At 62.7% G+C, this 12,389-nt stretch carries 9 protein-coding genes; 4 read left to right on the top strand and 5 right to left on the bottom strand.

Annotation, left to right across the window (positions count from 1 at the left end; genetic code table 11):
• Window positions 1-3: 3 nt before the first annotated feature.
• Both CKA81_RS14175 and CKA81_RS14170 read left to right on the top strand, forming a co-directional pair.
• Window positions 4-498 carry a TRAP transporter small permease gene (locus CKA81_RS14175; protein WP_128355868.1) on the top strand — a complete coding sequence of 165 codons (495 nt, stop codon included), beginning with the start codon at window positions 4-6 and terminating at the stop codon, window positions 496-498.
• 51 nt (window positions 499-549) lie between these two features.
• Complete coding sequence (locus CKA81_RS14170; protein WP_128355867.1) at window positions 550-1,827, top strand: TRAP transporter large permease; 1,278 nt, start codon at window positions 550-552, stop codon at window positions 1,825-1,827.
• Here the strand turns inward: CKA81_RS14170 and CKA81_RS14165 are convergent.
• Entirely contained in the window at window positions 1,824-2,375 is a 552-nt protein-coding gene (locus CKA81_RS14165) for a gluconokinase (protein WP_128355866.1), read from the bottom strand. The two genes, CKA81_RS14170 and CKA81_RS14165, sit on opposite strands and share 4 nt — an antisense overlap.
• Window positions 2,376-2,402: 27 nt before the next feature.
• Complete coding sequence (locus tag CKA81_RS14160; RefSeq protein ID WP_128355865.1) at window positions 2,403-5,060, bottom strand: DNA topoisomerase III; 2,658 nt, start codon at window positions 5,058-5,060, stop codon at window positions 2,403-2,405.
• Window positions 5,061-5,122: 62 nt separating this feature from the next.
• On the opposite strand from CKA81_RS14160, the gene CKA81_RS14155 reads away from it, so the two are divergent.
• Window positions 5,123-7,681 carry a GDYXXLXY domain-containing protein gene (locus tag CKA81_RS14155; RefSeq protein WP_128355864.1) on the top strand — a complete coding sequence of 853 codons (2,559 nt, stop codon included), beginning with the start codon at window positions 5,123-5,125 and terminating at the stop codon, window positions 7,679-7,681.
• Here CKA81_RS14155 and gluQRS read toward each other — a convergent pair.
• Together gluQRS and CKA81_RS14145 are read right to left on the bottom strand one after the other, a co-directional pair.
• Window positions 7,678-8,544 (bottom strand): tRNA glutamyl-Q(34) synthetase GluQRS, encoded by an 867-nt coding sequence (gene gluQRS, locus CKA81_RS14150; protein WP_128355863.1) that lies wholly within the window; start codon window positions 8,542-8,544, stop codon window positions 7,678-7,680. The genes CKA81_RS14155 and gluQRS overlap by 4 nt on opposite strands.
• A 14-nt stretch (window positions 8,545-8,558) precedes the next feature.
• Complete coding sequence (locus CKA81_RS14145; protein WP_128355862.1) at window positions 8,559-9,020, bottom strand: DUF494 family protein; 462 nt, start codon at window positions 9,018-9,020, stop codon at window positions 8,559-8,561.
• 162 nt (window positions 9,021-9,182) lie between these two features.
• Here CKA81_RS14145 and CKA81_RS14140 point away from each other — a divergent pair, with 162 nt between their 5' ends.
• Window positions 9,183-10,349, top strand: coding sequence for a DSD1 family PLP-dependent enzyme (locus CKA81_RS14140; protein WP_128355861.1), 1,167 nt, complete (start codon window positions 9,183-9,185; stop codon window positions 10,347-10,349).
• 11 nt (window positions 10,350-10,360) lie between these two features.
• On the opposite strand, the gene CKA81_RS14135 is transcribed toward CKA81_RS14140, so the two are convergent.
• Entirely contained in the window at window positions 10,361-12,379 is a 2,019-nt protein-coding gene (locus CKA81_RS14135) for an acetyl/propionyl/methylcrotonyl-CoA carboxylase subunit alpha (protein WP_128355860.1), read from the bottom strand.
• Between the last annotated feature and the right edge of the window lie 10 nt (window positions 12,380-12,389).

Genomic DNA, 12,389 nt, shown 5'->3' with positions numbered 1-12,389 from the left:
ACCGTGGCATTTATCGGCATACTCGATCGCACGCTGTTTCGGCTGGTTTCGGGGATCACACAGGTGCTGATCGTATCGTCCGTGGCCGCCGGTTTTTATCAAGTGATCGCGCGCTTCATACTGGAGTCGCCGGCCGACTGGAGCGAAGCCTGGACGCGAGCGTCGCTGATCTGGACCGTCATGCTGGGTATTTCGCTAGCCTTCCGGCAAGGCGCCATGCTAAGTGTCGAGATGCTGCACAGCGCGCTGGGTCCACGTGGCGCGCGCTGGCTGGAACACGTCATCCTCGCCATCTGCGTAAGCTTCCTGGGCTTCATGGCGTGGGTGGGTGCCCAGATGACCTGGCGGGTGCGCTTTCAAACCATGCCCAGCCTGGAGGTCTCCATCTCCTGGGTATATATCGCGATCCCCATCGGTACGGCCCTGGCCATCGTGGCCGTCCTGGCCCATTGGGCGGAAGGGCCCCACAAGGCGGTGGTCGACGAGACCACGATTTAAGCCGGCCATGCAGTTCTCTACCCCCGATACCCACTTACACCAGGTGCAGCCATGTCGCAGTTGATGGTCGTTTCGATGTTGTTGTTCTTTGTGCTGTCTGTACCTGTGGCGGTTTCGATCGGCCTGGCCAGTATGGTGGGCGTGGCCTACGACGGGCAGATGACCTGGCTGGTTGTGGCCCAACAGATTTACGCCTCGCTGGACAAGTATCCCCTGGTGGCCGTGCCCTTTTTCATCCTGGCCGGCAACCTGATGGAGGCTGGCGGCATCTCCGAGCGCATGGTGGACTTTGCCAAAAGCGTGGTGGGCGGCCTGCAGGGCGGTCTGGCCGTCACTTGCGTGCTGACGTGCATGATCTTTGCAGCCGTTGCGGGCTCCAGTGTGGCGACGACCTTCGCGGTGGGCGCCATCCTTATTCCAGCCATGGTCAAGCATGGTTACCCGCGCCCGTTTGCCGCGTCGCTACAGGCCTCGGCCGCAGAACTGGGCGTCATCATTCCGCCGTCCATACCCATGATCCTGTTTGCGGTGGCGACCGACACCTCGGTAGGCGAGCTCTTCATCGCCGGCATTGGTCCGGGGCTTTTGATCAGCGGGTCGCTCATGGTCTATGTCTGGATATATGCTCGTCGGCACGGCTTTGGCAAACATGACGGAGACGGGCGGCTGGGGCTGTGGGCGGCGCTGAAGCGGGCCTGGCTGGCCTTGCTGATGCCTGGCATTATTTTGGGCGGTATCTATGGCGGCATCTTCACACCCACCGAGGCTTCAGCGGTGGCGGTGGTGTACGCATTATTCGTCGGTATCTTTGTTTATCGTCGTCTGAGCTTCACCGTGCTGCGCAAGACCTTGCATCGTTCGGTGGTGTCGACTGCGGTCATCATGTTCATTATTGCGAACGCCGGCGTATTCGGCTTCTTGCTGAACCGGGCCGGCATACCGGCAGCGCTGGGCGAGTGGCTGGGCATGGTGTTCAGTGACAAATACACCTTCTTGCTGGGCATAAACATCGCCCTGTTCACCATAGGCATGTTCATCGAAACGTCCGCGTCCATCGTGGTGCTGGCCCCATTGCTGCTGCCGGTGGCGATGCAGTTCGGTGTCGACCCGGCACACTTTGGCGTCATCATGGTGGTCAACCTGGCGTTGGGCATGATCACGCCGCCGTTCGGGGTGAATTTATTCGCGGCGTGCACGGTGGCCAACATTCCACTGGAGCGGCTGGTGCGGCCATTGCTGCCTTTCGTGGCGGTCGTAATAGCTTGCCTGATATGCATAACCTACGTGCCGCAACTAAGCCTGTTCTTTAAGCAACTGGTATACGGTTAGGCCGCTAGTGCGAGCCATGAGGCGGCCGACTGGACGATGTTGATGGGCGGATCTTGTCCGTCCACACGCAGTAGCCCGCCCTCCTGGTCGGGTGGCTCCAGTGTCTGGAATTGGTTGTCTATCAGCGTGGTGGGAAAAAAATGCGCATTGCCTCGGCTTGCTACGCGGGTCTGGGCGGCCTCGCGTGCGACGTCCAGCCAGATAAAGCGCAAATCGGGCACAAAGTCGCGCAGTTGCTGCCGATAGGCGCGCTTCAGGGCCGAGCAGCTGAGCACCACGCCAGCGTCTTTGCCGGCAGCCAGCTCGCGTCCCAGTACGTTCAGCCAAGTATGCCTGTCCGCATCCGTCAGCGGTATGCCGGCCTGCATCTTGGCTCGATTGCCATCACTGTGGAAGACATCGCCTTCGATGAATTGCCAGTTCAGGTGGTCCGCCAGCAACTGGCCGATGGTGGTTTTGCCGCAGCCCGACACGCCCATGACGACCACCGCAGCGGCTGGAGAAGCAACGGGGTTCGTGGCGGCGTTCAGGGCGGCGGGCGCATCCATGGGCGTTCAGGCGGGTGGCGCGGGGCGTTAAAACGGCGGGTCGTCATCACCGGCCGTGGTGGTGGCCGGAGCGGCTTTCTTTACTGCCTTGCTTGCCGTTTTGCTTGCTTTCTTTGCCGCTGTCTTTTTCGCGGCCGTCTTCTTGGTGGCCTTCTTGGCGGCAGTCTTGGAGGCTGTTTTCGTAGCCGTTTTGCTCGTCGCCTTCTTGGCCGCAGTTTTCGCCCCGGGCTTGACGGGCCGCGGCTCGAATTCGAAGCCGATCTTGCCGCTCTCTTGCTTGACCAGGAAAGCCTTGAACTTGCGGTTGGTGCGGCTGGACACAAATCCATCGAGCAGATCGGTTTTTCCTTCCGTGAGAAGCTTGCGGACCTGGTCGGCGGTGATTTCCTGCTGCAATATCATTTTGCCGGTACGGAAGTCGCAGGACTTTTCAGGGCCCACCGAGCGCTCGCATACATAATTCATGCCGTGCTCATAGACCTTGCCGCTGCACTTGGGGCACGCTCCTAGGGGCTCGCGTCCGGAAAAGTCGACCGGCTCGGTGTCTTCGTCGTCTTTCTGGCCGAAGTCGAACTCAAGCTTGTATTCATCCGTGATGCGCAGTAGTGCGGCAAAGGGCCGGCCCATCTTGCTGATAAAGCCAGGAAGGGGGCCGAGTTCGCGTCGGGTAAGCAGCTCTTCGACCTCGGGGATCTCGAAGGTGCGCCCGCCCGGGTGCTTGCCGATAGAAAAGTCGCAACTGGTGCAGGCGTAGCGGCGATAGTTTTCCTTAACTACACTGCCACACTTGGGGCAAGGTGTTGCCAGCGTTGCATAGTCGCCGGGCACCGTGTCGCGTTCGTACTCTTTGGCCCGCTTGACGATCACTTGCGTCATTTGCGCGATTTCGCGCATGAACTCGTCACGATCGAGTTCGCGTTGTTCGATTTGCTTGAGGCGGTGTTCCCATTCTCCGGTCAGCTCGGGCGAAGTGAGCTCGTTGACACCCAGGCCTGATAGCAGGGTCATCAACTGGCGTGCCTTGGCGCTGGGGATCAGGTCGCGGCCTTCACGGCGCAAATAGCCTTCATTCAGCAGGCCTTCAATAATGGCCGCCCGGGTGGCCGGTGTGCCCAGCCCGCGCTCGGACATGGCTTCGCGCAGGGCCTCGTCGTCAACCAGCTTGCCCGCGCCTTCCATGGCCGACAGCAGCGTGGCTTCCGTAAAGTGTGCCGGCGGCTTGGTGACCAGCGCCTTGGCCTCGATTTCGTCGGTCTTGACCTTTTCGTTGTCCGATACGGCCACCAGGTTGGTGTCGTCCCCCTGCACCTCGCGCCCATAGATGGCGAGCCAGCCAGGCGAAACCAGCACCTTGCCTTCTGTCTTGAAGTGGTGGCCCGATACTTCGGTAATGCGTGTCGTCAGGCGAAACTCGGCGGCCGGAAAGAACACCGCCAGGAAGCGCCGGGTGATCATGTCGTAGATCTTGCTTTCCGCGTCGCTCAGTTCGCGCGGGATCTGCATGGTGGGGATGATGGCAAAGTGATCCGACACTTTCTTGTTGTCGAAAATACGTCGGTTGGGCTTGACCCACTTCTGTTTGCACACCGTTTCGGCAAAAGGCTGTACCGCAGCCGCGGCGCTGGAACCGCCGTCGGACAGAGCTTCCATGGTTTGCTGGACGGTCTGCAGGTAGTCTTCGGGCAGATAGCGTGAATCGGTACGCGGGTAGGTCAGCGCCTTGTGGCGCTCGTACAGCGTCTGCGCCAGCGACAGGGTGGTCTTGGCCGAGAAGCCGAAGCGCGAGTTGGCCTCGCGCTGCAACGAGGTCAGGTCGAACAGCGCGGGAGACATCTGCGTGGACGGCTTGGACTCTTCGTTGACATGACCGGGCTGGTCGCGGCAGGCCATGACTATGGTTTGCGCCGCCGTTTGCGACCACAGACGCGAATCGCGCTGCTCGGGATCACGTTCGTCGCGCGTGAACTTGGGGTCGAACCATCGACCGGTATAGAAGCCTGCAGCCGCCACAAAGGTGGCGTGCACTTCCCAGTAGTCGCGCGATACGAACTTGCGTATGCGCTCTTCTCTTTCGGCAACAATGGCCAGCGTAGGGGTTTGCACCCGCCCTACCGGCGTCTTGAAGAAGCCGCCGTCCTTGCTGTTGAAGGCCGTCATGGCGCGTGTGCCATTGATGCCCACCAGCCAGTCGGCTTCGGCCCGCGAGCGCGCCGCAGCTTCCAGCGGCTTCATGGTGTCGTCATCGCGCAAATTGGCAAAGGCTTCCCGTATGGCTGCCTGGGTCATCGACCGCAGCCACAGGCGCTGGACCGGCTTCTTGACGCCCGAGAACTGCACGATATAACGGAAGATCAGCTCGCCTTCGCGTCCCGCGTCGCAGGCATTGATGATGGCATCGACGTCCTTGCGCTTGAGCAGTTTGATCAGCAGCTTGAGCCGCTCGGCCGAGCGCTTGTCGGTGGGGCCAAGCTCGAACTGGGGTGGAATGACCGGCAGATGCGCAAAGCTCCATTTGCCGCGCACGGGATCGTTGGGCGCAACCAGGCTCAGCAGGTGTCCTATGCTGGATGCAAGAACGTACTGCTCGCTTTCAAAATAGTCGCCTTCCCGTGTAAAGCCACCGAGGGCGCGGGAGATATCAAGGGCGACCGAAGGTTTCTCGGCAATAATGAGCGTTTTAGTCATCTGTTTCCATTCACTGCGTTTCAGCAGCAGTAGCGCGGATCATACGAGGTGAGAATCGCACTATGCAAGTCGAGGGTCACAAAACCAGCCGCGCACCGGGCCTGCGCTGGGAAGAATTCCGGCGCAAAACCGCCTTGGGCGGCCTGCGCTGGGAAGAATTCCTGCGCAAAACCGCCTTGGGCTTGGGCTCGGCATTGCTTGCCAGCGCTGTCATTTGCTGGATCGCCGCCAATTGGCCCCACGCAAGCGCCGGCCAGAAGTTGGCCGGCATCCAGCTATTATTGGCTGCCCTGATTGTAACTAGCTGGTGCCTAGTGTACGTGCAACGCGGTACACGCGACCACAACCTGACCCTGGCAGGGCACATGGTGGGCCTGGCCGCGGTCCTTGTGGGCGGTCTGCTGGCCCTGGTGGGGCAGATCTATCAGACCGGGGCCGATACCTGGCAATTGTTCCTCTTGTGGTTGCTGTTTTCGTTGCCCTGGCTGTTGGCGATGCGTACGGTGTTTCTGGGACTGCTGGGCGTGGCGCTGCTTAATGTCGGCGCCGGTTTGTATTTCGACATGATCGCCGGACGATGGCTGACGGCAGTGCCGGATACGCTGGGCATGGGGTTGCTGCTGGCCCTCCTGAATGTCGGGGCGCTGGCGTTGTGGGAAGCTGCGCAGCAGCGTTTGGGAGATCGTTGGCGCGTGGGCCCCCGCTTGATCGCCATGGCCATCATCGGGTGGCTGTGGGTAGCGACGCTGGCCGGTTTCGATGCCCCGCATGGCACCCTGGGCGCAGTGGTGCCGGGCCTGATGTTGATGGCGCTGATGCACCGGGTGTATAGCGGTCGCCGCGCGGACCCCGCCATGGTGGCCCTGGCCATGCTGGGTGCTTTCGTGTTGCTTGCCATCCCTCTTATTGAGTGGGCTGACGGCTCGGCCTCGCTGGCGGTGGTCATCCTCGTACTGCTGGTGGTGTCCGGCTTCGGTTTGCGTAGCCTGGCCTTGCTGCTGCCCGAGCAAGCCACCCCATGGTTTGTCAGCCTGTTTCGCATAGCCGCCATGATCGTGACCGCCGTGTTGCTGATTGCGCTGCTCGCGCCGGAAGTACCGTCGCTATGGATCACAGGCCTGATCCTGGCCATAGTCGGAGCAGGGCTGCTGTTGACCAGCCGCCACACCTTGCCGCGCGAGGCCGGCATGACACTGGCGGCCAGTGGCGTGCTCATGACCGGCTGGGGCGTGTACGAGATGCACGAGGTCTGGCTTTGGGGCCGCCTTGCCGGCTTGCTGCTTTTCGGCCTGCTCATATATAGAGCCGTGGACAATGCGGCGTTACGCCTGCTGGTGGCCTTTGTTGTGCTCGGGTTGGCCTCGATGCTCACCTGGCCGGACAGCGGCCGCTATGGCCTGTTGGACGGCGCAGCCGCGCATGATCTGGTGGAGGCCGTGCCGGTTTATCTGCGTATGTGGTGGTTAATGGCTGCTGCGGTCGTGGCGCTGGTCGTGGGGCATCAGCGCAAGGATCCGCAGCTATGGCTGCCGGTGGGTTGGGCCCTGGTTGCCTTGTCTCAATTGCTGGCGCTGCTGGCGCCGGCACCTACGGTTTATGGCTTGGTCCACGGGCAAAGCCTTGCGCCGGCCCTGTTCATCATCTGGGCTGCCAGCGCGCTGTTGCCGGTGGTGGTCCTGGCTACCTTGCTGTTGCGTGCCGGGCCTGCCGAGGCACCTCTGCGCGCGGCCGCACCCGCCGCATTGGCCGTGGCCACCGTAGGCTGGATGGGTGCGCCGGGGATCGCCCTGGCCATGCTTTGGCTGCTGCTTGGCCATGCCCTTCGCCGACGAGCCTTGCTTGGGTTCGGCGTGGTTTGCCTGATAGGGTATTTGGCCGTCTTCTATTACCAGCTGGACGCCACCTTGCTGCATAAGGCAATGGTGCTGGCCTTGACGGGTTGCTGGCTGTTGGCTTGCTGGTACTTGCTGGCGCGGCGGCGTGGCCCGGCCAGTAACGCCACTGCCCCAGCCGAGCCTACCGCCGGGGTCAGCGCCTTGTTGGCGCCGGCCTATCTTCCCGGTCGGAGGCGCTTGCAGCGCGCGTTGGGGCTTGCGCTGTTGCCCGCTGGGCTGGTGTTGGTCCTGCTGCTGGTCAACTTGCGGGTGTATCAGGCAGAAAGCCTGCTGGCAAATGGACAGCGGGTTGTGCTGGCGCTGGGACCGGTCGACCCGCGCTCGCTGGTTCAAGGCGACTATATGGCTTTACGCTTTGATGTGGCCGCGCAAGTCAGGCAGGCCTTGGGCGACGCGCCGCCGGCTGTAGCGGCCAGCATAAGAAAGCAAGGGGGCGGCTACCTGGTGCTGCGCGCGGGCGCGGATGGCATATTTACGTTGCAGTCCCTTGTGACGCAGCCGCCTACGGATGGGAACGCAAGCGCCGATGTACCCACCCCGGACACGGCAATACTGGCCTTCGACCTACGCGGCGAGCGGATCCGCATCGTGACAGACGCCTGGTTTTTTGCAGAAGGCCAGGCCGGGCTCTATGCTCAGGCGCGCTTTGGTGAATTTCGCGTGGGGTCCGATGGGCGCGGCTTGTTGCTGCGCCTGCTGGATGAGGCGCAGCGCCCGTTGCCTTAGCGCAAGCCGTAGCGGTGGGCCCACTGCTCCTGCGCCCTGGTCCAGAACGCTTCCACACTGCCAGCTTGTAGCGTGTCAAAGCCCAGGGCCTGCCACGCACGGCCCAATGTGAGCAGGGGATGGCTCAGATCCATGGCGGCGGCATGATTCTGTTTGGAAAGCTTGCGCCCGGCGCTGTCGCGCAGCAACGGCACATGCATGACCTCCGGGTAAGCTATACCCAATTGCCGCGCCAGCATACGTTGGCGCGCCGTTGAGTCCAACAGATCGTGTCCGCGCACAATGTGGGTGATGCCCTGCTCGCCATCGTCGACCACGACTACCATCTGATAAGCCCACAGGCCATCGGCGCGCTTGATGATGAAGTCGCCCGTCTGCGCTGTGACGTCCTGTTGTTGCGGGCCCTGCCACCGATCATGGAAGTGTTCAATGCCCGGCTGCACGCGAAAGCGCCAGGCGCGTGCCCGGCGCCCCGGAGGCAGCCCCCGGCTGCAGGTACCGGGGTACGGTCCCTCGGCCGGCAACTCCTGACGCGTGCACGCGCAGCCATAGACCAGGTCGCGATCGGCCAGCGAAACGAAAGCGGCCTGGTATAGCGCCAGGCGCTGTGATTGCCAAACAATTTCCTCGTCCCAGTGCATGCCCAGTTTCGTCAGCTGGTTCATGATGACGCGGTCTGCGCCCGGCACCACGCGCGGCGTGTCGATGTCTTCCATGCGCAAGAGCCATTGCCCCTGGTGGACGCGGGCGTCCAGAAAGCTCGCCATGGCGGCCAGTAGCGAACCATTATGGAGCGGACCGCTGGGGCTGGGGGCAAAGCGTCCGCGATACGGACGCGCCCCCGGTTCTGCCCATGACGCCATGCAGCCGACCTTGCTTAGTGCGACAGGCGCGTGTGGTCGTCCGCCAGCAATTCTTCGAACACCAGGTGGTCGACCTCGGCTTCCTGGCTCCAAAGGACCATCAGCGCGATGATCTTGATCTTGGCCAGCGAGATAGGCGATTCGTGGGTGGCTTGTGCGCGTTCAATCAGGATCTCGCGCAGGCCGGCTGGCAGAACCCCCGAGTTTTCGAGAAAGGAGATGAAGCCGATGGCCTGGGAGCCGAGTGTTTGGTACTCGTGCTCGGTGAATACGCGGCGGCTGTCGGATTGTGGTTCGCGGGCAAGCTGGGCGCCCTGCTCGGTGCTTTCAGCCAGCCCATGCAGCCAGCCCAGTGCGTCGTGGATGTCTTCGTCCTCGAAGCCCACCGCGGCAAGCTTATGGGCCAGGACATCCGCTTCCGGACAGGCCTGCGGTGTATAGTAGGTTTCGAACAAATAAACCAATATATCGAACATAGGGATACGATTTCCGGTTGCCGTTTTATGAAAGTCAGTAGATATGAAGTTAACCGAAAGTTATGGGTGACTGTACGCTGATTTGCAATGCTGGGCAAATAGCCCTGTTGCGGCAGGCATACGTCCGGCGACAGCTTGTAAACGCACTTTAGGGGGCTAGCTATGGTTGAGGTCAAGCAGGCGCAGGCGCACGAGCCCGAAGCCGCCACTACAACGCTTTTGCCGCCTGCCGCGCATCCGGGCGATGCGTGCTCCTTGGTAGACACGCCTGCATTGCTGCTGGATCTGGATGCATTTGAAGACAACCTGCGCACGATGCAAGTGCTTGCCGAGCGCCACGGCGTTGCCTTGCGTCCGCATGCCAAGGCGCATCGCTGCCCCGAGGTCGCGCTGCGCCAGGTGGCATTGGGTGCCGTGGGCATTTGCTGCCAGAAGGTATCCGAGGCCTTGCCCTTTGTGGCTGCCGGCCTGCGCGACATCCACATCAGCAACGAGGTGGTCGGAGCGGCCAAATTGCGCTTGCTGGCCGAGCTGGCCCGGCGCGCGCGCCTGACGGTCTGCGTCGACGATGCGCAGGCGGCGCAGGCGCTGTCCGAGGCCATGCTGGAGCATAAGGCGAGCATCGGCGTCCTGATCGAGATCGATGTGGGCCAGAAGCGTTGCGGCGTACAGACGCCGGAGGCTACGGTGGAACTTGCCAGCATGCTGCAGTCTTTGCCCGGCTTGTCCTTCCTGGGCGTTCAGGCCTACCACGGCGGATTGCAGCACAAGCGGTCGCTGGACCAGCGCCAGAAGGCCTGCGATAAGGCCGCTCGTCTAGTGCGCCGTCACCTTGATGCGCTGAAGCTGGCCGGCATCCCTTGCTCCATCGTTACGGGGGGCGGAACCGGGACCGCCGTGTTCGACGTGGCCAGCGGCGTCTACACCGAAATTCAGGCAGGCAGCTATGCCTTTATGGATACCGATTACGGCAGCATCGATTGGGGCGAGGCCCTGGCCTTCCGGCACAGCCTGTTTTTGCTGGGCACGGTGATGAGCACGCCGACTGCTGACCGCGCCGTGCTTGACTTCGGGTTGAAATCAACCAGCACGGAAAGCGGCGCGCCCGAACTGCTGGGCCACGATGGCTTGCGCTGTGTGGCCGTGCACGATGAGCACTGCATCTTGCATGCCGCCTCGCCATCGGATCGCCCGGCGCTGGGCCAAAAGCTACGTCTGGTGCCCTCGCATTGCGACCCCACCTTCAACCTGCATGACAGCCTGGTGGCCATCCGCGGCGACAAGGTCGAGGGCGTATGGCCCATCTCGGCGCGCGGCCTTAGCCGCTAGCTGATGGCCGGCTAGTCGGTCAGCGATGCCAGCTCGGCCCCGTCGGCCACCTGATCGCCTACCTCGAAGAAAATTTCCTCTACCGTTCCGTCCGTGGGCGCCATGATGGCGTGTTCCATTTTCATGGCCTCCATCACCAGCAGGGTCTGACCGCTTTTGACGGCGTCGCCCGGCTTTACGGCGATGGCAATGATTTTGCCCGGCATGGGGGCAGTCAACCCGCCGCCATGCGCGCCGGCCGCGTCCTGGGCATGTTCGACCGGGTCGTGTACCTTCAGCACGCGCACGATACCGTCGGCGAAAACGTGGATGTCTTCACCGCGGAAGATGATGGTGCCCGACGCATCGGCGCCGTCCAGCCGGATGCGTAGCTGATACTGAGCTGCATCGACGGCCTGCGCATCCCATTCCAGCGTTTGCGTACTATCGCCGTGGGCCAGCGCCCACGTCGCGCCGTGACGCTTGACGGACACATCGTGAGCGAATTCGCCATCCAGCAGCGTAGTGGTTTGTTCATAGGCCCCGGCGATACGCCAGCCATCGCGTTGCGCCCAGGGATCGGCCGCAGCGGCATTCTGCAGTAGCCGCGAATGACGCAAGCCCCGCTGGGCCTGCAGCCCCGCCAGCGCCAACGCGAGGATGCGGCCGGGGGCCGGCTCGACAGGCGGAAACAAGCTGTCATGTCGCCGTGCGATCAGGCCGGTGTCCAGGTCAGCGCTGGCGAAGGCGCTATCAAGCATCAGCCGACGCAGGAAGGCGATATTGGTCTGTACGCCCACCGCTTGCACCTGTCCCAGCGCCTGCACCATGCGGGCGCGCGCTTGTTCTCGATCGGCCCCATGCACGATCAGTTTGGCGATCATCGGATCGTAATAGGGGCTGATGCTGTCGCCTGCCTGCACGCCGCCGTCCACGCGGATGTCGGCGTTGCGAAAGGCGCTGTGTGGCGGGAAGTTCAAGGCGGTCAGCGTGCCGATGGACGGCAGGAAGCCGTTGTCGGGGTTCTCGGCATAGATGCGTGCCTCGATGGCGTGGCCGGTGATAGCAAGCTCTGCCTGTGTAACCGGCAGGGCTTCGCCTGCTGCAACCCGTAGCTGCCATTCGACCAGGTCGTGGCCGGTGATCATCTCCGTTACCGGGTGTTCCACTTGCAGGCGGGTATTCATTTCCATGAAATAAAAGCGGCCGTCCGGCTCGACAATGAATTCGACGGTGCCGGCACCAACATAGTTGACGGCCCGGGCCGCTGCGACCGCCGCTTCGCCCATGGCCCGGCGGCGTGCTTCGGTCATGCCCGGCGCGGGCGCTTCTTCGATGACTTTTTGATGGCGACGCTGCACTGAGCAGTCGCGCTCGAACAGGTAAACCGCATTGCCATGGGTGTCGGCAAAGACCTGTATTTCGATATGACGCGGCTTTTGCAGATAGCGCTCGATCAAGACCTTGTCGTCGCCGAAACTGCTGGCGGCTTCCCGCTGACACGAGGCCAGCGCTGCCGCGAAGTCGGCGCTGGACTCGACGATGCGCATGCCTTTGCCACCCCCGCCGGCGCTGGCCTTGATGAGGACGGGGTAGCCCATGGCGTCGGCCTGGTCCTGCAGGAACTGCGGGTCCTGGTTGTCGCCGTGGTAGCCGGGCACCAGTGGCACACCGGCCTTGTCCATCAATGTTTTGGCGGCGGATTTGCTGCCCATGGCGGCGATGGCGCTATTGGGCGGACCCACGAACACGATGCCGGCGTCGGCGCAGGCCTGCGCAAAGCCTTCGTTCTCGGACAAAAATCCATAGCCGGGATGTATGGCCTGGGCCCCCATCTGCCGTGCCGCGGCCAGGATGGCGTCGCCGCGCAGGTAGCTCTCGCGCGGTTCGGGCCCGCCGATATGGACCGCGCTATCGCAGGCCGCCACATGGCGGGCCGTGGCATCGGCATCGGAATACACGGCCACTGTGCGCAGCCCCATGCGGCGCGCGGTAGCGGCTACGCGGCAGGCGATTTCTCCGCGATTGGCGATCAGTAAAGTGGTGAACACTTGCGGCTCC

The organism is Pollutimonas thiosulfatoxidans (genome assembly GCF_004022565.1).
GTDB lineage: Bacteria > Pseudomonadota > Gammaproteobacteria > Burkholderiales > Burkholderiaceae_B > Pusillimonas_D > Pusillimonas_D thiosulfatoxidans.
Note: the sequence above shows the minus strand (reverse complement) of the source record. Positions and strands in the feature narration are given on the sequence as shown.

What these genes read in the sequence shown, in the direction of transcription:
- CKA81_RS14170 (WP_128355867.1), top strand. Translation starts at nt 550, where the DNA reads ATGTCGCAGTTGATGGTCGTTTCGATGTTGTTGTTCTTTGTGCTGTCT.
- CKA81_RS14165 (WP_128355866.1), bottom strand. Translation starts at nt 2,375, where the DNA reads ATGGATGCGCCCGCCGCCCTGAACGCCGCCACGAACCCCGTTGCTTCT.
- CKA81_RS14160 (WP_128355865.1), bottom strand. Translation starts at nt 5,060, where the DNA reads ATGACTAAAACGCTCATTATTGCCGAGAAACCTTCGGTCGCCCTTGAT.
- CKA81_RS14155 (WP_128355864.1), top strand. Translation starts at nt 5,123, where the DNA reads ATGCAAGTCGAGGGTCACAAAACCAGCCGCGCACCGGGCCTGCGCTGG.
- gluQRS (WP_128355863.1), bottom strand. Translation starts at nt 8,544, where the DNA reads ATGGCGTCATGGGCAGAACCGGGGGCGCGTCCGTATCGCGGACGCTTT.
- CKA81_RS14145 (WP_128355862.1), bottom strand. Translation starts at nt 9,020, where the DNA reads ATGTTCGATATATTGGTTTATTTGTTCGAAACCTACTATACACCGCAG.
- CKA81_RS14140 (WP_128355861.1), top strand. Translation starts at nt 9,183, where the DNA reads ATGGTTGAGGTCAAGCAGGCGCAGGCGCACGAGCCCGAAGCCGCCACT.